The sequence below is a fragment of the Paenibacillus sp. JDR-2 genome (assembly GCF_000023585.1).
In the GTDB taxonomy this organism is placed as follows: domain Bacteria; phylum Bacillota; class Bacilli; order Paenibacillales; family Paenibacillaceae; genus Pristimantibacillus.
This window is the reverse complement of the sequence record NC_012914.1, coordinates 3,346,242-3,371,377: the sequence shown is the minus strand read 5'-3', so window position 1 is coordinate 3,371,377 and position 25,136 is coordinate 3,346,242. Positions and strand designations below refer to the sequence as shown.

Genomic DNA, 25,136 nt, shown 5'->3' with positions numbered 1-25,136 from the left:
AATGGTCTTTTTTTTTCATTGCAAAATATCTCCTTTAGGAGTAAAATAACCAAACATCCTACGTTTGAACGTTTGAGAAGGAGATACGCTATGCTAAAGCAAACAAAGCGACTAACACTGGTTGAACAAGTGGCGGAGCAGATTGAAGGATTAATTGCTTCAGGTCAATGGGCTGTTGGCACAAAAGTTCCCCCTGAGCCTGAGCTGATGGAGCAGCTGCAAGTCAGCCGCAATACGCTGCGGGAAGCGATCCGCGCCCTTACCCATGCAGGATTACTTAAAACAAGACAAGGCGATGGAACCTATGTCAGCTCATCCAGCGCGCTTGGTCCTGTACTTAAAAAGCGGATCCAACGATCCAGCTGGCTGGAAACATTGGAAGTCCGGCATGCCTTGGAAAAAGAAGCGGCAAGTCTCTCCGCCCAGCGCCGGGACGAGGAAGATTTGGAGCGGATGGCTTATTGCCTGGAGCAGAGTAAAGAGGCTATTCATAAGGCGGATGCCGATGGTTATGCCCATTGGGATATTGAGTTCCATCACGCTATTTTCGCTTCCTCCCGCAACGGACTGCTTATCGAGCTGTACGACTATATTTCGGACAGCGTGCCGCCTATTCTTGTGGACATGTTTAACAAAGACCGGTTCCACGGCTTCCATGATAACCATGCGCAGTTGCTTGATGCAATTAAAGAGCAGGACAGTGCCAAAGCAGTAGAGATGGTTCAGCAATACATTGGAGAAACACAGCAGCATTATCAGAATGAAGACATCACCGGAGGACAAGACCAACATGGAACAACTCAGCAAAATAGCGAAAACAGACCTTAAGAAAGCATCCGGTCTGCTGCTCGCTTTAAGCATCATTTTTGTAGCAGCCAATCTTAGGGCTCCTATCACGTCGGTTGGACCGTTAGTCAGTTATATCCGCGAATCAACGGGTATTTCCAATTCCGTTGCCGGACTTTTGACAACCGTTCCTTTGCTCGCCTTTACGTTTATGTCGCCCTTCGCCCCGCAGCTTGCCCGGCGTTACGGAGTCGAACGCGTCATTTTTTTCGCGTTAATTTTTATCGGAGTTGGCACCTTATGCCGTTCCATCTCAAGTTCAATAGCCCTGTTTGGCGGGACGATCCTGATCGGGTTATCCATTGCCGTCTGCAACGTTCTTATTCCCAGCCTTGTAAAACGAGATTTTTCTAGCAAAATCGGCTTAATGACCGGGATTTATTCGGTATCGATGAACTTATGCGGCGCTCTCGCTTCCGGCATTAGCGTACCGCTTGCCCGCGACGCGGGCTTTGGCTGGCAAGGCGCCTTAAGCTGCTGGCTCGTGCTGACAGCCGTGGGCATCGTCTTTTGGCTGCCTCGAATGAGTCAAACCCGTCAAGCGGCGGCTGCCGTATCCCAAGTGAGCACGGCTGCCGGCGAAGCCAAGCCTTGGCGTTCCTCTCTCGCCTGGCAGGTTACTTTATTTATGGGACTGCAATCCTTTATCTTCTATAATCTTGTTGCCTGGCTTCCGGAAATCTTGAATAGCCGCGGCATGACGGACGATACGGCAGGCTGGATGCTGTCGCTTATCCAGTTCTCGATGCTTCCTTTTACGTTTGTTATTCCTATCATTGCAAGCAGGATGAAAAGTCAGCGGGTACTCGTCGTTATTACAACGGTGCTGTATCTGGTTGGCATTGGCGGACTGCTGCTGGATGGCAATGGCCTGGTTCCGTTATGGTCGGTGCTTATCGGGATTGCCGGCGCGGGTTCGTTTAGTCTAGCGATGCTGTTTTTCACTTTGCGTACCCGTACCTCCCATGCCGCAGCGCAGCTATCCGGCATGGCGCAATCGGTCGGATACCTGCTGGCGGCTATCGGCCCGTTAGTATTCGGGATGATCCACGACATGACTCATCGCTGGACGTTATCGATTGGCATGCTGATTGCCGCAAGCCTGCTCATTTTTATCTTTGGCATGGGTGCCGCAAGAAACCGTTACGTAGGCGATGCGCAAGCTTGATTCCAATAAAAAAACCAACTCCACCGGAGTTGGTTTTTTTGCTAGTTTATTTAGCCTTCCACAATATCCGCTTCAAGCTCGCTTGCAATTTCGAGCATTTTCGGAACTACCGCCTCATTGCTCCCTGCCACATAGAGATCGCCGCTGTACAGCCGGAATGGAATCTTAACCTCTCCAAAGCTCCACATAAAAAAATCGCCCTCAATGGACATCGTGCTCTCCGGGCCTTTTACGGTAAATACCGAGGTGTATTCGAAATCCGGCTTGGATGCAAACAATTGCTTGCATTCCTCCAACGTAATATCCTGTACGTTGCCTGTTTCCTTCAAAGATCTAGTAATGCGGTAACGCTGACTCATCGTAATAGGCCTCCCAAAAATCATATGTAAGTGCCTACTAGTATACATGACTTGAGTCCCGCCTTCAAAAAGGAAAAACCAGGCTCCCCAAATAGGCGGCAGCCCGGTTCACAAATAACTATAAAATAACGCCGTCTTTAAAAATCGCGATCTCGCGGAAGCCGTTACGCTCGTTGTTCGTCTCCCGCTCGCCCGAAGCAAGTTCGACAATCTGATGAAGCAGCTCTTCCTGAAGTTCTTCCATCCGCTTGCCTTCAATCAGTTGACCCGCGTTGAAATCGATCCAGTTCTTCTTCCTTTCCGCAAGCTGGGTATTTGTCGCAATCTTAACCGTTGGCACTGGACCTCCAAATGGCGTGCCGCGTCCCGTCGTAAATAATACGATATGGGCCCCAGCAGCCGATAAAGCCGTAACCGATACAAGGTCGTTGCCCGGCGCTTGAACAAGGTTCAAGCCCGGTTTTCTCGACGGTTCCCCGTACGGAAGAACGTCGGTTACCGTTGCATGACCGCCCTTTTGCGTGCAGCCAAGCGACTTTTCCTCAAGCGTCGTAATCCCGCCGTCTTTGTTGCCCGGTGATGGATTTTCGTAGATTTCCTGCCCGTGACGGATAAAATACCCTTTAAAGTCATTAACGAGGTTAACAATCCCTTTAAATACTTGCTCATCCGCCGCGCGGTCCATCAAAATAGTCTCCGCGCCAAACATCTCCGGCACTTCCGTTAGCAGTGCCGTACCGCCGGCAGCCGTAATCGCATCGGCTACACGACCCACTAGAGGGTTAGCCGTAATGCCGGAAAACCCGTCAGAACCGCCGCATTTTAGGCCAATCCGCAGCTTCGCGAGAGGCAGCTCCTGACGTTTGAATCCGCCGGCATATTCTACGAGCTCTTCGATCAGCTTCAGCCCTTCCTCCAGCTCATCCTCCACCTCTTGGGATTTGAGGAACTTTACGCGGTCCGGATTATAATCGCCAATCGCGTTCTTGAAGGCTTCAATCTGATTATTCTCGCAGCCAAGTCCAATAACAAGCACACCAGCCGCATTCCCGTGCCGGACAAGCGCGGAGAGCAGCTTCTGTGTTGCCGTCAAATCATCGCCAAGCTGAGAGCAGCCGTAAGGATGCGGGAAATGATAGACGCCGTCAATCCCTTGCCCTTCGAACTGTCGTCCGGCAAGCTTAGCGAGCGTTTCACAGGTCTTATTAATGCAGCCAACCGTGTTAATAATCCAGATTTCATTCCGGATCCCGATCTCGCCGTCTTCCCGAACGTAACCTTGGAAGGTTGTTGGCCAAGCCGGGCTGACCGCTGTCCCAGTTGAGGCCGAATCCATCTTAGGTTTGTACTCATACTCCAGAACTTCTCCTAATCCTGTTCGGAGATTATGAGTATGGACCCAGCTGCCAGGTGTTATATCCTCTTTGGCAACCCCAATCGAGTAGCCGAATTTATGAACATGTACGCCGGCTGCAACGGGATGAATGATAATTTTATGCCCGCGCGGCACCGCTTTATCCACGGTAACCGATTGTTCATTTCCTTCCGCAGAAGGCCATCTGACGATCTCGCCCGGTTCAATATCTCGCAGGGCGATTACGACGTCATCCTGTGGATGCAGCAGCGTTGCGTTTGTGATCGTCGCGTTTCTCATGCTTATTCCTCCAAATGTGCAAACTCAGCCGTTAACCGGTCCGACAGGCCTGCAATTCCGTTTAGATCAATTCCCCACCATGAGTCGCGGCCGAGAATATCCTCCAGCAGTTCCTTCATGCTTAGCTCGCCGTTATCCGCCTTATTCCAAAGGGAGGCAAGCTCCGCAAGCATAGCCGCATCGTCGCGAATGAGCAGCTGGCTTCCATCCAAACGGCTGCCGGCATAAGCACCTTCCTCTGTTTGCTTCACGCGGTAGAGCTTAAGCAAGGAAGCAAATGCCGTCACGATATACGGCGGCAAATCGCCTGAGCGCTCATAATAAGCCATTAGAGTAGGCAGCAGGCGCACCTTGAATTTGGACAGGCTGTTCATCGCAATATCCGTCAGCTTATGCCGGACATACGGATTGGCGAACCGTTCGATAACCTGCTCGGCATAGATCTTCATCTCCGCTTCCGGAAGCGGAACGGATGGCACAATCTCATTAAAAACAACTTCGCGCAGATGCGCGCCGTACATAGGATGCTCAACGACTTCCCTTACTTCATTTAGTCCGTTCAGCAGCCCGTACGCCGCCATCCAGGTATGCGCACCGTTCAGGATCCGTACCTTGCGAAGCTGATAGGACTGCAGATCATTTGTCCATACGACGTTTAATCCGGCCTTCACGAACGGAAGCCGCTCGTCAAGCTTCTCTTCCCCTTCTATCGCCCAGATATGATAAGGCTCAGCCGCATTCAAGAGACGGTCAGTGATCCCCCATTCCGTATAACGCTCATTCGCTTCTTCGGCCGGAAAGCCTGTGACAATCCGGTCAACCAGCGAATTCAGGAACCGGTTATGCTCCCGGATCCAGACCGCGAACGCTTCCGGCAGCTTCCAATCCGAAGCATGCTGCAGCACGATGTCGCGAAGCTTATCGCCGTTACGCTCAACAAGCTCGCATGGCAGGAGGAGCAGACCTTTGCCCGAATCGCCGCCAAAATGCTCAAACCTGCGGTACAGGAGCAGCGTCAGCTTGCCCGGGTACGATAAAATCGGCTGATCCGGCGCCCATTCCGATGCCTGATAGACAAGACCCGCTTCCGTCGTATTGGACACAACCAGCTCTAAACCCGGATTTGCCGCTTGCGCAAGGAAACGCTCCCATTCCTGATAAGGATCAATAAAGTCGGAGAAGACAGAGATCAGCTCGCGGCGGTCTATTAGCTCTCCTTCATGCAAGCCTCTGATCCATTGATAATACAGACCATCCTGCTCCTTCAGCTCTTTCAGCTTCGCTGCGCCCATTGGACGAGGCTGGGATACCGCAATGCTGCCGTTAAAAAGCCCTTGCTCATTGCAGCGGTGAATCATCCAATCCACAAAGCCGCGGAGGAAATTGCCTTCGCCAATCTGCAGCACCTTAACAGGATAAGACTTCATCCGGTTATAAGATGAAGCCTCTCCTTCCCGCAGGCTGGCATAATTCAAGCTAGGCAGATTATTCGTCAGGGAGCTCATTGGGCAACCTCCGCTTGAACCTTAATGCTCGCCGATTCCGAACCAAAACGGAAGTATTGCTCTGCGTTGCGGTAGCAGACACCTTCAACGATAGAGCCAAGCAGCTCCATATCCGCCGGCGCATGACCGGATTCCACCCAGTCGCCAAGCAAATTGCACAGAATCCGGCGGAAGTATTCGTGGCGCGGATAAGACAGGAAGCTCCGCGAATCGGTCAGCATGCCTACAAACCGGCTGATCAGGCCCATATTCGCAAGGGATTTCATTTGAGCCAGCATGCCGTCAATCGTATCATTGAACCACCATGCCGAGCCAAGCTGGATTTTACCCGGAATCGTACCGTCTTGGAAACTGCCGATAATAGACGCAAGCACGTCGTTATCCGAAGCATTCAAGGAATATAGAATCGTACGCGGCAGACCGCCGTTATTTTCCATACTGTCGAGCAGTCGGACAAGCGGTCCCGCGAGCGAACCCGTGTTAATGGAATCATAACCGGTATCCGGACCTAGACGTCGCATCATCGCAGCATTGTTGTTGCGATGGGCATGAATATGAAGCTGCATCGCCCAGCCATGATCGGCATACAGACGGGACAGATAGACCAGCGTAAAGGACTTGTATTGCGCTTCTTCCTCCATGCTTACCGATTCTCCGCGGAGAGCTTTCGCAAAGATCGCCGCCGCCTGCTCTTCCGTCGCGTCCGCATACATAACCGTATCGATGGCATGGTCGGACAGCAGACAACCCGTCTGATGGAAGAATTCCACTCTCTCCTTCAACGCTTTAAGCAACAAGCCGTAATCGGATACTTCATAACCGCTTGCTTCCTCCAGGCGGCTGATCCACGGCAGGAATGTCGCGCGGTTAATCTCGAGCGCCTTGTCCGGACGGAACGAAGGCCTTACCTGGAACCCGTGACGGTCCTCCTCCATCAGCTTGACGTGATACTCCAGCGAATCCGCCGGGTCATCGGTCGTGCATACGACGCGGACATTCGATACGCGCACCAGCTCCTGCGGCGTCATTCCTTCGCCTTCAAACAATTTATTCGCTTTCTCCCAGATAACCGGAGCATTCTTCTCGTTAATAATGTCTTCAATGCCGAACAAACGCTTAAGCTCCAGATGAGACCAATGATACAGCGGATTACCGATCGCCATCGGAACCGTGCGGGCATAAGCAAGGAACCGGTCATAATCGCTGACACCCTCGCCGCCTGTCACGTACTCCTCCGCAATGCCGTTAGCCCGCATCGCGCGCCATTTGTAGTGATCGCCATACAGCCATACCTCGGTCAAATTGCGGAACGGCTTATTCTCGTAGATCGCTTTCGGATCGAGATGGCAATGATAGTCGATAATCGGCATCGGCTTTGCGAACTGCTCGTATAACAAGGCAGCGGTGTCGCTGTTCAATAGAAATTGATCATCCATAAAAGCCTTCATCCGAAATTCCTCCTATTCGTAAAAACGTACCAGGTCATCGACTTTCACCGATTGGCCCGTACGGATCGATTTATTGGCTGCAATGCCTGTCAGGATCGAACGCGCGCCGTCGATATGGTTAGCCGCGCGTTTGAAGCGGTCTTCCACCGGTACGCCAAAGATATCGTTCAGCAGAACCGGATCGCCGCCGCCATGTCCGCCTTCGCCTTCTTCAAATTCTGCCGTATAGGCTTCGCCAAACATCGGGAATACGATGATATTAACGCCTTGAACCGCGCCTTCCAAGGCTTTATCGCCGCCGGAGTTGACGTAGGACTGTTCGATTACGGTCATTTCGATGCGGCCTTTTGTACCGTTGAACGCAATCCGGTAACCTTCCCAAGGCAGGTAAGCATTAAGAGAATACGTCAGCAAAGCTTTGTTCTTGTAGCGGACCATAACACTCATCGTGTCTTCGATCGAAATGCCGTCGCCGAATACGCTTTGGTCGCGGCGGTAACCGTCTTCTTTCTCCGCGTCGTAATACATGGCTTTCAAATGCTCATTATTATCAAGCGGCAGCGCAAACGGATCGTTCTCCGCGTTTGGATTGCCGGTTGCTCGATCATAGAACTTGGTAACGCCGCGCTTCTCGGCATTTTCCCGGCCGTAGAACAGCAGGTCGCCCATCGCGAATACCGTATCGGGCTCCGAACCGATCCAGAAGTTTACAAGGTCGAAGTGATGAGTCGATTTGTGGACAAGAAGTCCGCCGCTGTTACGCTTGTCGCGGTGCCATCTGCGGAAGTAGTCCGCGCCGTGCTGCGTATTCAACAGCCACTCGAAGTGTACGGAGGTCACATCGCCGATGGTACCGTTTTCAATTAGTTCACGGGCTTTTGTATGATGAGGTGCATAACGGTAGTTGAACGTTACGCGCACTTGGCGCCCCGTCCGCTCAACCGCGTCCAGAATTTCTTGGCATTTATCTTCGTCTACCGTCATCGGTTTCTCCGTAATCACATCGCAGCCAAGCTCGAGGGCACGGATTATATATTGATGATGCGTGCGGTCAACCGTCGTAACGATAACGAATTGCGGCTTGATTTCCTCGATCATGCGTTCGAATTCGTCACTCTTGTAAGTCTTTACAGCCGGGTAATCGTACTTGTCCTGCAGAAGCTTGTTCGCATAGTCCATACGGGTCTGATTAATATCGCAAAAGGCAAGCAGTTCCGATGTTTCACGGTAAGTTGTAGCAATCGCTCCATAGAAAAATTCCGCGCGTCCCCCGGTTCCGACTTGCACATAGGTTTTCTTGTTAGACATTGGTTTGTACATCTCCTTATTGGCTGGTTTTGGATTTCTTATATTCAAAATGTACAGCAATATCTGCTCAATATCTCCGCAATATATGCTAGAATTAATTCTACACCGCATATTTTGTCATTCGGGGGTCTTTCATCATGAATTTAAGCAATGAACTATTCTATGGCGATTCAGAGGATCTTTTCTTTCTGGAATACAACAAGCGCAAGGGGCATTTCACGATGTCCGTCGAGCATATCCACGGGCAATACGAGCTCTATTACTTGTTCAGCGGGGAACGGCAGTATTTCATTAAAGACCGCAAATATCCGATTGCTGCCGGTGATCTGGTGCTTATTCCGGCCAATGAGCTGCACAAAACCTCGGATACCGGCGTTCCCAACCATGCGAGGATTGTCCTCTATTACAATGAAAAATATTTTGAGCAATACGGCAAGGAAGAGTCTGAGCTGCTTCTCTCCCCTTTCCTTGGCTCGCGCCGGGTTTTTCGGCTTGCCCATCAGGAGCGCCTTCGCTTTGAGCAGCTGTTGTACGGCCTTCTACAGGAGGTGCAGGAGCGTCCGCCAGGACATGAAATGCCGATTCGTCATGCCGTTGCCGAAGCTCTATTGTTCGCCGCGCGCCATGCGATTCATAACAAACCGGATCCAAGCGATGGTTCCGTCCCTCCTTCCCCGGCGGCAGCCAAAGCGATGGAGATTGCCAGCTATGTAGCCGACCATTTCCGGGAGCCGCTGACGCTAGACAGCTTAAGCCGGCAGTTCCATCTCAGTACCAGTTATTTGAGCCGCACGTTCAAGAAATACACCGGTTTCGGGCTAACGGAATATATCGGTATTACCCGGGTGAAGGAAGCGCAGCACCAGCTCCGCGAGACGGATGAACGAATTACCGAAATCGCAGCTGAAGTCGGGTTTGAAAGCCTGTCGCAGTTCGAGCGCGTATTCAAGACCCATATCCGCCTCTCGCCTCGCGATTACCGGAACCAATACGGACAAAAGGGATAATTTATTTAGTACAAAAATAACCTTCGTCTTTTCTTCTTCTCCTAAGGTATAATAGAAGCCTTGCATCAAGATTAACATCCGGGAGTCTGTAACAACGATGAAATCACTATCGCAATATCCGAAAGAAATTAAAGTTTTCCTTATCGCCAGTCTTATTAATGCCATTGGCAGCGCGCTAATGTGGCCGCTTGTCACGATGTTTGTCTTCGATCAGCTTGGACGCACCATGTCCGACGCCGGTCTCGTCATTCTTGTTCAATCCATCGGCGGGATCGCCGGTCAGCTGCTTGGAGGCGCGCTTTATCACCGGGTTGGCGTAAAAAAGCTAATCATCGGCGCTCTCGCCTTAAATGCGGCTGGACTGCTGTTTCTGCCGGCTTTAAGTCATGCCTGGACCGTATTTATCGTTATGATGGGTCTCATTGGGCTGTTTAACGCCTTGTCGATGCCCGCTATACAGGCCTTTATCGGCTTCCGATTTGCGGAGCGGCGCGGAGAGCTCTTCAATATCGTCTATATCGCCAACAATATCGGCGTCGCGGTTGGTACGGCGTTAAGCGGTTTTCTAGCCGATGTCTCCTATTCGCTCAGCTTTGTGCTGAACGGCGTTACATCCGGCGTATTCGCCTTGTTCTTCCTCTTCTATCTGCAGCGGGTTGGCACGGGCAGCGGGGATCATTCAGCGGAACTGATGCGGAAGAAACAAGCTGCTGGCGGCGCAAGCCTATGGCTGCTTGTCACCGACGTCCGGCTCTATTTGTTTATGGCGCTGGGAGGAATGCTGATCAACCTCGGCAACAGCATCTGGAATACCGGCGTCTCGCCTTTTATTATCGAACACGGCATGTCGAAACAAATGTTCGGCTATCTTTGGACGCTTAACGGCATTCTGATCTTTGTTGCCCAACCGGTGACCAATCTGATCAAACGGCTGGCTGCAAGCTCGATCAAAGCCCAGTTGACGGCAAGCGCCGTTCTGTACATGAGCGGTTACGTCGTGATTCTGATCATGCACAGCTTCCCAGGCATGGTGCTTGGCATGATTCTGACAACGCTAGGCGAGATGCTGATCGCGCCGGCTATTCCTGCATTCTTAAGCGAGAACAGCGGCAAAAACGCGCCATTCTATCTAGGCTTGACCGGCGGCATCGGTTCGGCTGGACGGGTTATCGGTCCGTATATGATGAGCGGACTTTATGACGGCGGCGGTTTAACGCCGGTTGCTTGGCTTGCCGTAATTACGGCGGCGGTATCAGTGGGCTCCTTCGTGATTCATTCTTGGGTCAACAAGGAGAATCGGGCACCTGCAACGAACTCGAGTAACGTCAGAACCTCCCAAGCCTAAACGGCTTCGCCGTCCTTATATTTGGAGAAAAAGGCTTGAACCTGCTATGGTTCAAGCCTCAGATTGTAGAGAAACCCCACGTTTTCTTAAAACGTGGGGTTTCTCTTTTTGTTTTCTGTGAGTAGAACGAAGCGACGCAAGAGGCTACCCCTCTTACGCCCTCCTTTCCAGGTGGAGGGCGATCTTTTTCATGTTCTGCACCGCAGCGGTCATCAACGCTTGTTCCATCACGTTGCTTAACCCCCGCAAACGGCAATAGCGAAACCCGTGGAGCTGTTTGGCATCCGCGAAGCTTCGCTCTATGGTTTCTTTTCGTTTACGGTAAAGCTTTTTGCCCGACTTGCTTAGTCGGTTCATCCTCACGTTTTCTTTACTGTCCTCCCAAATATGTCGGGTAACCATTTTCTGTTTGTTAGCGGAACGCGTGCATTGCTGCAGTATTGGGCATGCTGCGCATTGCTTTGGATCAGACGCGTAGTGTCGGTAGCCATGCCGATCTGTCGTCCGGTAAGTCAGTTCTTGTTGCTGCGGACACACATACAGATTCCGTTCTGCATCATAAGTAAACTTCCATTTTGGTTGTAAGCCTTGCGTTGGATGAAATCGGCGATGGGCAATCACGCCAAAGATTTTACGATCTTCTAATCCTTTGCAAATCGGTGTTGTTAAATAGCCAGAGTCTAATGCAACAGCTTCTACTTTAAATCCAAAACGCTGACGTTGGCGGTCCAGACGAAAAAGATAAGGAACAGAATCATGGACGTTACCGGCGGTGACGAAGACATCGGTAACAAGGTTGTACTTCATATCAACTGTACGGTGATCCAAGTAAAAGAAACCTTCTGGCTTGCCTTCTCGGTACATATAACCGCTGTCAGGATCAGTCGTACTAACTTTTACCTCTTTGTCTTCATTCACCTCCTTCCGTGGTTTTAGCGCTTTTTTCCTTGCTCTTTACGTTCTGCTTCAACAGCTGCATTGAGCTCATTCACATAATCTCGTGTGTTTTGCTGTACTTGTTCTCTTGTGTATTTATGTTTATTGGCATTAGCTTTTACATGGGTAGAGTCAGAAATAAGCACACGTCCGCCAATCATCCGATGTGAGATCGCTTGCAGCACGATTTCATCGAAAATATCTTGGAAAACAGAAGTATCTTTGAATCGTGTTCTACGATTCCAGCTAATCGTTGTGTGATCTGGAACACGGTCTGACAGACCGAGTCCAAGAAACCAACGGTAAGCGAGGTTGGTTTGAACTTCGCGTTCCAGTTGGCGCTCCGAACGAATGCCATAGAAGTAACCGAGAAAAATCATTTTGAAAAGTACAAGTGGATCAATGGCTGGACGACCATTATCTTGGCAGTAGAGGTGACGTACTTTCTCATCAATGAAAGAAAAATCAATGTACTTATCGATCTTGCGAAGCATATGGTCAGCAGGCACCAAGTCTTCAATGGAAACCAGCTCGTAGTTTTGTTGTTTGTCTCGATTAGAACGCAACATAACGACACCATCCGTTTCTATTAGATACTAATATTATACTATATTAACGCGGTGTCGTATTGAATTATTTGAACATAAAGAAGGCTGTCGAGACTTTCTCGACAGCCTGAGGCTTGAACCTGCTATGGTTCAAGCCTTTTTAATTACTATTGTATATTTATGAAAGAAACGTTGTTAACCGGCATTATCGCTCATATGTATGAACAGTGCAGTCATAAAATCAGTTGTTTCTGCCCTCATTAAAACTAAAATGATACGATCTCGAGGGGGTGATACCAATTCCTCTTGTCACTCGTGCGACCTTTAACGCCACCGGGGCGATTACCTTTACCGGGAATACGCTTGGGTTAAGCCGTTCCGATACCGCTGGCGTGCCGGGAACGCTGGATAGTATAGGTGCGTTTTCCACAATAAATACCGCATCTGTTTTCGGTACATATCCTGCGGGTACAACAAGCGCTTTTGCCAGTAACAGCGCCTCTGCTATTTTGACTTTGCCGACGGGAAGCACCATTTTGTACGCCGAGCTGATCTGGGGCGGCTCTTATATTAACGGAACGACGGATCTCAGCGCGTTCATTAATAACCCGGTTACCTTCACCACGCCAGCCGGAACGTTTACGGTCTCGCCGGATGCCGCAACCAGCAATCAGGTCAACCTGGGTAACGGCGCCTCTGCTTACGTTCGGTCAAATAATGTAACTTCGCTTATCTCGCAAGGCGGAGCGGGAACCTATACGACCGGCAATGTGGTTGGTACCATTGTGATTACCGGTGATTCTACCGCCAATCATTGCGGCTGGACGTTAGGCGTTATTTATCAGAATCCGTCCCTGCCTTTCCGCAACATGTCGTTGCGCGCCGGCGCGGTGCTCGTGCAGGCCGATTCCGGGCCGGTGTCCACCACATTGACCGGATTTGCCACCCCGGTATCAGGTACGCTGGGCGGAAGAGCTTTATTCAGCGCCCAGGAAGGCGACGCCAACCGGACCGGCGATCAGGCTTTATTTGGCCCAACCTCTGCAACAACTGTCGCCTTATCCGGTCCGAACAACTTTGCGAACAACTTTTTTGCTTCACAGATCAACAACGATGCAGGCAACCTGAACACAACGGGCACCTTCGGCAGCCGCAACCAGACGAACGGCGCCCCGGGCACCAATATTATCGGCGGCCGGCAAGGCTGGGATATTACGAACGTCGACGTATCCGCGCGCCTGGTCAATAACCAGTCTTCTGCCGTACTTACATTGACAACCTCCGGCGATGCCTATGTCGTCAACGGAAATGCCATTCAGATCAATATCAACTCGCCAACCATTAACGTTGTCAAAAGCGCAAGCGTCGCCGGTGCGGTGGTCGGCGATACCATTACGTACACCGTTACGGTCAGCAACACGGGAACCGCCAATGCCGCAAGCGTTGTTCTAACGGATGCCCTTCCAAGCGGACTTACTTTCGTAACCGGGAGCGTAACGGTTGGAGGAGTAGCGCGGCCAACTTACGATATCATTGCAGGCGCCCCGCTGGGAGCTTTGAACATCAATGGCTCCGTAGTTGTTACTTACCGGGCAGTCGTCAGCTCGCTGCCGAGCACTTTCTTGCTGCCAAACAGCGCGAAAGCAGCTTTTACATTCCAGATGGTGGCTGGCGGCGACAATATTACAGGCGTTATTCCTTCCAATACGGTATCCGTGCCAGTCTATTCGCCGATTATCGGCATTACCAAAAGCTCGAACCGGACGACCGCTACCGTAGGCAGCACGGTCACATATACCTTGCTTGTCGCAAATACGGGTAATATCGCGGCTAATGTAACGCTGACGGATAACATTCCAACGGGAAGCTCCTTTATAACCGGAACGTTCCGGGTAAATGGCAATGTCATAGCCGGCGCAAATCCTGCAGCAGGCGTCGCCATCGGTTCCATTGCCGCTGGCGCTACGTCCACCGTCACCTTTATCGTTCAGGTAAACTCCCTGCCTTCTCCGCCGCAATTCGTGGACCAAGGCACGGCTGCTTATACGTTTACGCCGCCGGATGGCCGTACCATATCCGGTTCCGCAGCATCCAATACGCTAACCTTGCCCGTATCGCTGCCGAGCATTAACCTCACCAAGTCCGTAAATGTAACGGATGTTGCCGTAGGGGAGACGCTTACCTATACTTCAGTCATAGCGAATACCGGATCCGAAGCCGTTACGAATGTGACGCTAACGGATGCGCTGCCAGCGGGAGCTACCTTTGTTACGGGCAGCGTAACGATTGGCGGCACCCCTAATACAACGGCGAATCCGGCAACAGGTATTGCCGTTGGAACCGTAGCGGCCAACAGTTCGGTCACGGTTACTTTACAGGCATTAGTCAGCTCCATGCCGGCAAGCGCGCAGCTGGTCAATCGTTCCAACGTTTCTTACACAGTGGGCACCTTTTCGGGTACAGCCGCTTCCAACAATACAACAACGCCGGTTTATCAACCTGTTATTCCGCTGACCAAATCAGCCAGTACCACGGCTGCAACGGTTGGCGATACCATTACGTACACCATCCTTGCCCGAAATACCGGAAATCTGGCTGCAACCGTAACCCTGTTTGACAATATCCCTACCGGTTCAAGCTTTATCCCGGGCTCCGTGACGATTAACGGCGCGGCCAGCCCCGCAGCTTCGCCGATAACAGGCATCGCGATCGGCAGTCTGGCGCCTAATGCCCAGACAACCGTCACGTTCCAGACGCTTCTGAACACTTTACCGTCACCGCCCGTTTTGAATGACCAGGCAACCTCAACCTACTCCTATACCTTGCCAAGCGGCAGGACGTTAAACGGCGGCAGCAGCTCCAATACCGTGTCCATAACCGCTTCCTCGCCAAATGTCACCGTATCCAAATCGGTCAGCGATACGGCTGCGGCTGTTCAGGACGTACTCACTTATACCGTACTTGTCACGAATAACGGGATTGCACCGGTTACAAACGTCGTATTATCCGACCCCATCCCTCCAGGAGCCACTTTTGTTTCCGGCAGCGTTACGATTAATGGAACGCCTTCGTCTCTCGCAAATCCAAACGCAGGTATTTCGCTCGGCACAATTAGTGCCGGGGCTACCGTTACGGTGGCTTTTCAGATTCGCGTCACATCGCTTCCTTCATCCGGCAGTCTGAGCAATGCGGCAAGTGCCGCTTTTACTTCCGGGGCCTTTACCAGCAGCTCCACTTCGAATACCGTTACGACGCCGGTCTCGCAAGCCGTTGTTGCGGTTAGCAAATCGGCCAGCACCGTGAATGCGACCGTTGGCGATACGTTCTCTTACAGCTTCACCTTAACGAATACGGGAAATGCTGCCGCAAACGCTACATTGTCGGATACCGTTCCGAGCGGAGCCGTATTTATCGACAACAGCGTTCTTGTTAACGGAGTACCTACTCCAAACGTTAGCCCGGCTACCGGCATTCCGGTTGGCGTTATTCCAGTCGGAGGATCCGCAACAGTAAGCTATGTCGTAAACATCGTCTCTTATCCGGCCAGCAGACAGCTGGTTAATCAGGCAAGCGCCGCTTATACGTTCACGCTTGCCAACGGACGCGTCATTAACCGCTCTGCCTTATCCAATACCGTTACCGTTCAGGTTGCGCTGCCGAATGTCTCGCTAGTGAAAAGCGCCAGCCGTTCCGTGCTCGTAACCGGCGATACCATGACTTTTACATCCGTTCTTACGAATAACGGCATCGCGGCGGTGAACAACATTGTTCTGCGTGACCCGCTTCAATCAAATGCGGCTTTTGTACCCGGAAGCGTGTTGGTTCAAAATGTTTCCCAGCCGGCAGCCTCTCCCGATGCCGGCATATCACTCGGTAGCCTGGCGCCAGGAGCATCGGTTACCGTATCATTCGAGGTGATTATAACGATGGCAATCCCTTCACAGATTACGAACCAATCGACAGCCAGCTTTACTTCCGGCACCTTCTCGGCAACATCCGCATCCAACACGACGGTTACGCCGGTTACGCAGCCGCAAATCGCAGTTGTCAAAAGCGCAAGCACCAGCAATGCCACCATTGGCGACTCCATTATTTATACGCTGGTCGTCTCCAATACGGGCAATCTGGCAGCTGCGACGATCGTAACGGATAACATTCCTGCCGGCACAACTTTTACGGAGAACAGCGTAATCGTAAACGGAATGCCGATGCCGGGTATTTCTCCGGTTACCGGCATTGATATCGGCTCCCTGGCTCCGGGTGCAACCTCTACGGTTACTTTTGGCGTAGTGGTTACCTCCCTCCCGACTCCGCAATCGTTAAGCAACACGGGAACGGCATCCTACACGTATACGCCTGCTGATGGCCGGACATTAACCGGCTCCGTCAATTCCAATACGGTAACCTTCCCGGTGTCGGCTCCGAATGTCGGGGTCGCCCTAAGCGCCAACTACACCGTCGTTACTGTAGGAGATACTATTACGTATACCGCCGTCGTCACGAACAACGGGATAGAAACAGTTAACAATGTGCAGTATACCGATCCTGCTCCTGCGGGAACCTCCTTTATTCCGGGGACGGTAACAGTTAATGGAAACCCGGTACCGGGTGCGAGTCCGATTGGCGGTATCCCGCTCGGCCCCATACCTTCCGGCGGCACGGTAACGATCACGTATAACAACAGTGTGAATACGGTTCCGGATCCTGCTGTTCTAAACAATACCGCATCCGTTACCTTTACTTCCGGCGCATTCTCGGGGACGGCTTTCTCCAATACGGTATCGACGCCGGTTGATCTGCCCGTTATTTCCGTCGTAAAAAGCGCCAGCACGTCTAACGCCTCCGTTGGCCAAACGGTTACGTATACTCTGGTTGTAACGAATTCGGGGAATTATCCGGCAACCGTAACGATAACCGATAATATTCCTGCGGGTACCTCATTTGTGCCAAACAGCGCCTTAGTGGGTGGGGCTCCGGTACCTGGTGCCGATCCGGTAAGCGGAATTCCGGTTGGCTCCGTAGCGGCCGGGGCATCGGTCAACGTCATGTTCTCGGTCGTTATCAATTCCCTGCCTACGCCTCAACAATTGTCCAATACGGGCACCGCCGGCATTACCTATACGCTTCCGGACGGCAGGGTCTTTAATCAGACGGCCGTATCCAATACGGTAACCTTCCCGGTCTCCGCGCCTAACGCTACGGTTGTCAAAAGCACGCCGTCAACCGCTTTATCGGTCGGCGATACAGTCACTTATACAACTACCGTTACGAACAGCGGAATCGCGACGATTACGAATGTCTTGTTCACCGACCCGATCCCTGCCGGCTCCACCTTTGTTCCGAACTCCCTTACCGTTGACGGCGCGACAAGACCGTCAGCTAATCCTGCTACCGGCGTTATTATCGACTCGATTAGCCCGGGAGCGACTACAACCATTGTATTTAATGTCCTTGTGACATCATTGCCTTCGCCGGCCGTACTGAACAACCAATCTTCGGTCACCTTCACATCCGGAGCGTTCTCGGGAGTTACGTTCTCCAATATCGTGTCAACGCCTGTCTATGACCCGGTTCTTTTCGCAGTAAAAACCGGAAGCACTACCAATGCTACGGTTGGAGATACGGTTACTTACACCATAGCAATCGCTAATACCGGCAACTATGGCGCAGACATCATATTAACGGATACGATCCCTACGGGCACCGTCTTTGTTCCGAACAGCGTAATCGTCAATAATCAGCCGGTACCGGGCGTTGATCCGTCTACCGGAATTCCGATCAGCAACGTGACAACATCAGCAACCGTCTCCTTCTCCGTGATTATCCAGTCGCTGCCGCCGGGACAACAGCTTACGAACCAAGCGAGCGCAACCTATTCGTATACGCTGCCGGACGGCCGCACGTTAAACGGATCCCTGACTTCGAATACATTGGCTATTCAAGTATCCGTTCCTAATGTTGCCGTAGCCAAATCGGTGCCGGTAACAACAGCCGTTGTTGGCGATACCGTAACCTACACGATTGCGGTTACCAATAACGGTATCGAGAATGTCAATAACGTGATTGTGGTCGACCCTATTCCGACAGGTGCCGTATTTGTTGCCAACAGCGTAACCGTAGACGGACTTCCGCGTCCTGGCGCTTCACCGGCTGCAGGTATTTCGCTTAACACCATTGCGCCAGGAGTAACGTCAACCGTCACGTTTAATCTGACGATTACATCACTGCCTACGCCGGCTCAGCTAAGCAACCAAGCGAGCGCAACCTTTACTTCGGGCGCTTTCTCCGGATCGGCGTTCTCCAACACCGTAGTCCTGCCGGTGTATCAAGCTATAATCGGAATTCAAAAAACAGCCAATACGTCTAATGCTACGGTTGGCGATACCGTTACCTACAGTCTGGTTGTAAGCAATACCGGGAACCTGCCGGCACAGGTTACGATTACGGACCCGTCTCCAACCGGCGGCGCTTTTGTGCCTAACAGCGTGCTTGTTAACGGCGTACCGCAGCCCGGCGCTAATCCTTCTGCCGGCTTCTCCATAGGTACCGTTAACCCGGGGCAGTCCGTTGTGGTATCCGTATCGTATGAGGTGGTTATCCAGACGCTGCCGCCTTCCCAACGGCTCGTTAATACAGCTAGCGGCGACTATTCGTATTTGGTTCCGGACGGCAGAACGATCACCGGTTCGGTCAATTCAAACACGCTGTCGATTCCGGTATCTTCCCCGGATGTATCCGTCGTGAAGAGCACCAATGCGATCGATGCCGTTGTTGGCGACGTTATTACGTATACGATTCTCGTTTCTAACCTTGGGATCAGCCCTGTCAACAGCGTTATTCTCGTCGACCCTGTTCCGACAGGCACCGTATTTGTGCCGGGCAGCGTAACGGTGAACGGCAATCCGGTGCCTACGGGTAACCCGAATACCGGCATCTCCATCGGAACGATTGCAAACGGCGCTACGGCAACCGTTACCTTTAACGTACAGGTGGTCACGATATGACCCCGCCCAATGACTTCAAGCTGCTGAACCAGACTCATGTCCGGTTCAGCAGCGGCATTTATAATGGAGTCGCCTATTCCAATACGGTTCAAACGCCGCTTGTCGGTCCCATTATTACGGCGAATAAGTCCGCTTTCCCGCAGAAGTTAAACAGGGATCAAACCGTCACTTTTACCATTCTTATTTCCAATACCGGTAACCGTCCTGCAGCCATTCAGCTGCAGGACTTAATGCCGGCTGGTTTATCTTTTATTCCGAATAGCGTTCTGCTGGATGGCTCCCCTCTGCCGGGAGCCTCGCCGCAGACAGGTATTCCGCTAGGAACGATTCAGATTGGCAGTGCCATCCAGGTTAATTTTCAAGCTATCGTAGTCTTCATACCCGTTTCGCATGTATTCCAGAATGAAGCTGCGGTACTCTACACATTCTCTACCCCTGATGGGAGAGTCGTATCGGATTCCGTATTATCCAATAAAATTACGCTTGAGGTTGTGCCGTACCAACTGGATGCGCACGCCAGCTTGAGTACGCCGGTCACCTTTCTCGGCGATGTCGTTTTCTATGACTTGATCATTCGAAACGACGGCTTGCTTCCGATGGAAAATGTAATCGTATTTCTGCCGCTGCCCGAGGGCTTTGAATTTGTACCGGGCAGCGTGGTTATCGACGGCGTGCTTGTGCCCTGGATTGATCCGGCCTCCGGCATTTATATCGGATACCTGGCGCCTGGCGCGGTCGTGACCATTCGGGTAGCCGTCCGGCTTGCCGCGATGCCTGCCGAGACGCGTGTCCCGTTCCAGGCGATAATCGAGTATACCGTTAACGGTACGGTGTACCGCACGCTGGCCAATCTGCTCATCTTGAACATTACCGACCCGTCCTTATCCGTAAGTTTAGCGGTTGATCCTGTTAAGGCATCGGCGTGCTCCAGACTGACTTATACGGTTACGGTGAACAACGAGAACAGCTTTGCCGTAGATGCCTATCTCATCCGCCTTATTCCGCAAGGAACGGTGTTTCTTCCAGATAGCATTATGATCGACGGTGTGCCACGCAAGGGAACCAACCCGGCTTCGGGTCTCCCGCTAGGAACCTTATTAGCCGGATCAACTGCCGTCATTACTTATCAAGTCGCAATCCGGACGGCAAATTCTCAAATTCCGAATCAAGTAGAGGCCATATACACCTATAGACTGACCGACGGACGGTTAGTTAGGCAAAATGCGGTGTCCAACCCTGTAGTTACCGACATTTTTGCAGCGGTTATTTCGGTTCAGGCTGATGCCAAGCCTAAATATTACGAGGTGGAGCGTTCGGTCTACTTTACCGCCTTTGTGCAAAACACAGGGAATCTTGCAGCTGACGTTACCTTATACCGTACAGATTACCCCAATGGCTTCTATCTGCTGGATCCTCAAATCAACGATAATCAGATTTCTTCCTTTACGGTTTCAGAGGGTTTGAAGCTTGGCTTAATTGCATCCGGTCAAACGATTAAGGTCAGTTACTGGATATATGTTTCCGACTCGGAAGAAATGGAGAGCGAGTCCCTCACCCAAGTTGCTACGCGATACACCGCCCGTTTCAACTATACCTATGAAGACAGTACTTGCAGCGGCGAAAGTCTATCGAATGAACTAATCCTGCCGGTTGATCATGATATCGAATAAAAAAAGCAGAGGCCTCGGCAGCCTCTGCTTTTCTTTCTGTTATTCCGTTGTTGGATCAATATTACATTCATCTAGCTTTAATACTTTGGTTTTGTACTTCCATTTGTATCCAAGCCAAATCGCAAGGAAAAACGGAATTCCGATATAAGAAGCAAGCATAAACGTCCAGTCTACCTTGCCGTCCGCGAAGGCGCTGAAGCTTTGACCGATAATGACAATCATGCACATAACACCTGCCAGAATCGGACCAAACGGATACCAGAGCGAACGGTACGGCAGATCCTCAATTTTACGGCCTTGCGCCACATAAGCTTTACGGAACCGGTAATGGCTGATGGCAATGCCAAGCCATGCGATAAAGCCCGACATACCGGATGCGTTAAGCAGCCAGATATAGACCTGTCCGTCACCGAAGAAGGAGGCCAGGAAGGCCAGCATGCCAATCGCTGCCGTAGCAAGCAACGCATAAACCGGAATGCCGCGTTTATTCAGCCTCGCGAAGATTTTCGGAGCTTTGCCTTCCTTCGCGAGTACCCACAACATACGGGTCGAAGCATACATGCCCGAGTTGCCTGCCGACAATACCGAACTAAGAATTACCGCATTCATGACGGATGCGGCGATGCTGAGGCCTGCTTTTTCAAAAATAATAGTGAAGGGACTAGCCGCTACGCTGTCATCCGCAAGCGTATCGGTTGAGTAAGGAATCAACATGCCTACAATAAAGATCGCAAGGATGTAGAACAACAGAATTCGCCAGAATACGCTGCGGATAGCGCGTGGAACGTTCTCGCGTGGATTCTCGGATTCCCCTGCCGCAATACCCACAAGCTCCGTTCCTTGGAACGAGAATCCTGCAGCCATACAGATCCCCAGAACCGCAAGCCAGCCTCCCGAGATCGGGGCATCGCCGGCCGTAAAGTTGCTGAAGCCAACCGCGTCGCCTTTCCAGATCCCAACGATCATTAATAAGCCGATACCTATAAATACAATGACGGTAACGATCTTAATCATGGCGAACCAGTATTCGGATTCCCCGTAGCCTTTGACGGACAGCAGGTTAAGGCCAACCATTATGGCCAGGAACAATGCGCTCCACAGGAAGGAAGGACTGTTCGGCAGCCAGAATTTGATAATCAAGGTTGCGGCGGACAGCTCTGCGGCAATCGTAATAGCCCAGTTATACCAATAGTTCCAGCCAAGAGCAAAGCCAAGGGATGGATCTACGAATCTTGTTGCATACGTACTGAAAGTACCGGATACCGGCATGTAAGTGGCCATTTCGCCAAGGCTGGTGACAAGAAAGTATACCATAATGCCAATAATGAAATAACCAAGCAATGCGCCGCCCGGACCGGCGTCATGAATCGCACCGCCGCTCGCCAGGAACAGCCCCGTGCCGATCGAGCCGCCTAGGGAAATCATCGCCATATGCCTGGACTTCAGGCCTCTGCGTAATTTGTTCTCTTCTTTCACGAACTTATACTCTCCCCTTATCTACGTTTCCAATTGTGTCCCAATAAATAGCAGCCTTATAAACGCAAAAAAGCCGCCTCTCTTCGCAAAAACAAGAAAGACCGCTCCATCTTCCCCACTTCCAACTATCAAGATAGCACAACATATTGCCGTTGATTAAAAGCAATATGACAGTTCCGTTCCTTTTCGGAGACGGCCCCAGCCTGCCACGGTCAGTAATACCGGACGGCTTCGGCGATGCTGCCTTTCAATCGGGATCGTCGGTCTTACTGGACCTCCCCTGATCTACTGATCAACAACGCGACCTCTACCTCATCGAATTGGATGAGGATTTACTATTCAATTTGACTGACATTGTCTTATATTAATGACCTCCGCCCAAGAAAGCAATGGATAAACGAACCAATTCCCGATTATGAACAAACGCTTAAGCTATACGCGAGATGAGCCGGCGGACCGTTTGCATAATTTCACTTTGTTAATTAAACCAATGAAAAACGGCAGCCATTTAATTGGCTGCCGATTGCTTCCCTTTAACCATTAAGAAGTTTTCCGTTAAACAAGATATTCATCGTACGAACAAAGAGCACTAGCAATACGATGCTCAGTAAAGCCAGAATGATTACGGCAATCACGGTTAACGGCCATGAATCCATGTATAGCGCGTATTTTATAGCGGCATTGCTAAGCGCTGCCATTGGAAAGCTTACCCCCCACCATGAAGCGCCAAACGGTATCGTTTTTTTGAACACTTTAAAGAACAACACGATGAATAAAAATAGTCCGAAGTAAAACAAGATGGACGCAAAGGAATCAATCCGCTGCTCGAAATTCGTGTAGCCAAGAAATCCAACTTCAAAAGGCGCAATCATAATAATCATGGAGGGTACTAAACCGGCCGGCATCGGAGAATGATGGATCAGCCTGGATAGAATCAAGGTGAAGTAGACTAATGCCACAAACCCGCCGATTGCAAGGGATAACAAATTAATTTCGTGTGCCCAAGCAAATGGTATTTTTCCGCCGGCTACCGAAATATCCAGGGTTCCTACCACTGGTACCAGCAAGGCAGGAACCACATTCTCCGGGTTATAATTTCCGCTCAACAAGCGTGCGACGAATACTAAACTAAGACCTAACGTCAATACGGTTCCAATCCCCCAGATCACTTGTCCCGCCGACTGGCTGTAGCTGCCAATGACGGAGGATAGCAGAAGAATGGCAATCGTAATCGTACCAAAAAAATTCCCCGAGACGGGATGGATAAATTCGCTTTTTACTTTCTGCGGATATAAGACCCACTTTACAATGTAACTTATGCTTAACACGATAAAGATTACAATGGCCAGAATTCCGCAGACGTCAGCGATAACGGTGGAGGTACCCAGCAGCTTGTTAGCTTCTCTCCAGGCAAGAGACAAACCCGCTATCCCCATAACCGATGCAAATAAATTAACGGGCAAAAACTGTATGGAGCCAATGCTTCTTTCTTTTTCAACGGCAGTCATCGATTGCATGAAACGGACACCACTTTCTATTTATTTAATGCGGAGTGCAATCTGCTACGCCGATCCACGATCTCCTATTGGCCCATTTTATGAAAATCGGAATGATTCATCAATATCGTTGTTTCTATGGTAACGATAGATAAAATAAATGATCGGTATAAATCTTTCATGCGCCGTCAATACTTGGAACACCTTTGCCAGGAAACGGAGAACACAACATGCAAGCAACCGAGAAAATTACGGGAAATCAGCTAGGCTTCTTAATATTTACATTTATCATCTCTACGAACTTATTAACCGTTCCTTCCTTTATGGTTATGTTTGGCAAGCAAGACGCATGGTTATCCGCCCTGATTGCGCCTATTACAGGGGTTGTCTGTATTTTCGTGATGCTTGAACTCGCGAAACGATATCCGGGACAGACCGTTACTCAATATAGTTCGAAAATTCTCGGTAAAGGCTTAGGAAAGTTAGTTGCGGCAAACTATGCTTATTATTGGTTTGTATCTATTGCGACCATTACGATGCAGCATACGGGATTTATCAGTACGTTACTGCTTCCGACAAGCCCTACCCTTATCATTAGCCTGACGTTTCTCGTCATCTGCGGTCTGGCTGCTCGGCTTGGTATTGAAGTTATCGCCAGAAGCACCGAATTCCTCACCGTACTGCTGCTCGTTTTCTTCATACCGCTTTTAATACTGACTATTAAAGAGGCTAATTTCAACGAAATTAAGCCGATTTTGAGCGGAGGCATTTATCCCGTCCTTCAAGGAGCAGTCAACCCGGCAGGAGGGTTCATGAATCAGCTCTTTATATTGGGATGGCTCCTCCCCTATTTAAATCAGCCTAAGGCAGCCCGCAAAGTTTCCTTTATAGCGCTCTCCGGCATTACTCTGCTCTCCGTAAGCATCGTGACCCTTACGATTATGATCTTTGGTCCGCTTACGAGCAAACTGACCTATTCTTTTTTGAGCGTTGTCCAATATATCGGAGTCGAGGGCTCTTTCGAGCGGCTTGAGGCGATTGCGGTATCCACGTGGGTGATTGGTTGTTTCGTAAAAGTTTCGGTGTCCATGTTTATTTTAAGCCTCTGCGTGAGCCAGTTGTTTGGGCTGCGCAATGACCGAAGCTTGATTTTTTCGCTCACGCTGCTATCTCTGGTTGGATCCGTCTGGATTTTCAAGAATAGCGCCGAGCTTCTCAATTATCTCGCCTACACGTTTCCTTTATTGGCTTTCATTAATCAAAGTCTGATCCCTTTATTGCTTCTGTTGATCGACTCGATTCGAAAAAAAGCAGTGCGTTCAATGGTTCAATAAACGCATTCCGATTGGTTCAAGCCAGATTTGAC

Annotated in this window: 15 protein-coding genes and 1 riboswitch; of the genes, 7 read left to right on the top strand and 8 right to left on the bottom strand. The window is 50.8% G+C overall.

All coding sequences use genetic code 11. From position 1 onward, the window contains the following. Positions 1 to 90 precede the first annotated feature (90 nt). Entirely contained in the window at positions 91 to 828 is a 738-nt protein-coding gene (locus PJDR2_RS14820; RefSeq protein WP_015844518.1) for a FadR/GntR family transcriptional regulator, read from the top strand. Beyond that, positions 791 to 2,014, top strand: coding sequence for a CynX/NimT family MFS transporter (locus PJDR2_RS14815; RefSeq protein ID WP_015844517.1), 1,224 nt, complete (start codon positions 791 to 793; stop codon positions 2,012 to 2,014). The genes PJDR2_RS14820 and PJDR2_RS14815 overlap by 38 nt, the downstream gene beginning before the upstream one ends. A gap of 50 nt (positions 2,015 to 2,064) precedes the next feature. Here the strand turns inward: PJDR2_RS14815 and PJDR2_RS14810 are convergent, their stop codons facing one another. From PJDR2_RS14810 to PJDR2_RS14790, 5 genes are all read right to left on the bottom strand, one after another. Continuing rightward, positions 2,065 to 2,373, bottom strand: a complete 309-nt coding sequence (locus PJDR2_RS14810) for a hypothetical protein (RefSeq protein WP_015844516.1) — start codon at positions 2,371 to 2,373, stop codon at positions 2,065 to 2,067. Positions 2,374 to 2,491: 118 nt separating this feature from the next. Beyond that, on the bottom strand, positions 2,492 to 4,027 hold the full coding sequence (locus PJDR2_RS14805; RefSeq protein WP_015844515.1) for a UxaA family hydrolase: 1,536 nt from the start codon (positions 4,025 to 4,027) through the stop codon (positions 2,492 to 2,494). Positions 4,028 to 4,029: 2 nt separating this feature from the next. Further along, a complete protein-coding gene (locus PJDR2_RS14800) occupies positions 4,030 to 5,532 on the bottom strand; it encodes a tagaturonate reductase (RefSeq protein ID WP_015844514.1) in 1,503 nt (500 codons plus the stop codon). Continuing rightward, positions 5,529 to 6,980: a glucuronate isomerase gene (gene uxaC, locus PJDR2_RS14795; RefSeq protein ID WP_015844513.1), complete on the bottom strand. Its 1,452-nt coding sequence runs from the start codon at positions 6,978 to 6,980 to the stop codon at positions 5,529 to 5,531. The genes PJDR2_RS14800 and uxaC overlap by 4 nt, the downstream gene beginning before the upstream one ends. Before the next feature lie 12 nt (positions 6,981 to 6,992). Continuing rightward, entirely contained in the window at positions 6,993 to 8,288 is a 1,296-nt protein-coding gene (locus PJDR2_RS14790; protein WP_015844512.1) for a Gfo/Idh/MocA family protein, read from the bottom strand. A 137-nt stretch (positions 8,289 to 8,425) separates the two neighbouring features. Between PJDR2_RS14790 and PJDR2_RS14785 the strand changes: the two genes are divergently transcribed. Together PJDR2_RS14785 and PJDR2_RS14780 are read left to right on the top strand one after the other, a co-directional pair. Further along, a complete protein-coding gene (locus PJDR2_RS14785) occupies positions 8,426 to 9,295 on the top strand; it encodes an AraC family transcriptional regulator (RefSeq protein ID WP_015844511.1) in 870 nt (289 codons plus the stop codon). A 97-nt stretch (positions 9,296 to 9,392) separates the two neighbouring features. Then, positions 9,393 to 10,640: an MFS transporter gene (locus PJDR2_RS14780; protein WP_015844510.1), complete on the top strand. Its 1,248-nt coding sequence runs from the start codon at positions 9,393 to 9,395 to the stop codon at positions 10,638 to 10,640. 153 nt (positions 10,641 to 10,793) lie between these two features. Here PJDR2_RS14780 and PJDR2_RS32480 read toward each other — a convergent pair. Beyond that, a protein-coding gene (locus PJDR2_RS32480; RefSeq protein WP_085982381.1) for an IS1182 family transposase occupies positions 10,794 to 12,145 on the bottom strand; the annotation gives its coding sequence in 2 pieces (ribosomal slippage) (positions 10,794 to 11,578 and positions 11,578 to 12,145; 1,353 coding nt in all). 269 nt (positions 12,146 to 12,414) lie between these two features. Here PJDR2_RS32480 and PJDR2_RS14765 point away from each other — a divergent pair. After that, positions 12,415 to 19,128 (top strand): DUF11 domain-containing protein, encoded by a 6,714-nt coding sequence (locus tag PJDR2_RS14765; RefSeq protein WP_015844509.1) that lies wholly within the window; start codon positions 12,415 to 12,417, stop codon positions 19,126 to 19,128. Further along, complete coding sequence (locus PJDR2_RS14760) at positions 19,125 to 20,798, top strand: DUF11 domain-containing protein (protein WP_015844508.1); 1,674 nt, start codon at positions 19,125 to 19,127, stop codon at positions 20,796 to 20,798. The genes PJDR2_RS14765 and PJDR2_RS14760 overlap by 4 nt, the downstream gene beginning before the upstream one ends. A 39-nt stretch (positions 20,799 to 20,837) precedes the next feature. Here the strand turns inward: PJDR2_RS14760 and PJDR2_RS14755 are convergent, their stop codons facing one another. Beyond that, the gene (locus PJDR2_RS14755) at positions 20,838 to 22,229 is read right to left on the bottom strand and encodes an amino acid permease (RefSeq protein ID WP_083778258.1); all 1,392 of its coding nucleotides are present in this window, start codon (positions 22,227 to 22,229) and stop codon (positions 20,838 to 20,840) included. A gap of 171 nt (positions 22,230 to 22,400) precedes the next feature. Continuing rightward, positions 22,401 to 22,592, bottom strand: a riboswitch (Lysine riboswitch). Between the two features lie 215 nt (positions 22,593 to 22,807). Continuing rightward, positions 22,808 to 23,791 (bottom strand): SLAC1 anion channel family protein, encoded by a 984-nt coding sequence (locus PJDR2_RS14750; protein ID WP_015844506.1) that lies wholly within the window; start codon positions 23,789 to 23,791, stop codon positions 22,808 to 22,810. Between the two features lie 209 nt (positions 23,792 to 24,000). Between PJDR2_RS14750 and PJDR2_RS14745 the strand changes: the two genes are divergently transcribed. Beyond that, the gene (locus PJDR2_RS14745; protein ID WP_015844505.1) at positions 24,001 to 25,104 is read left to right on the top strand and encodes a GerAB/ArcD/ProY family transporter; all 1,104 of its coding nucleotides are present in this window, start codon (positions 24,001 to 24,003) and stop codon (positions 25,102 to 25,104) included. The last annotated feature ends 32 nt before the right edge of the window (positions 25,105 to 25,136 follow it).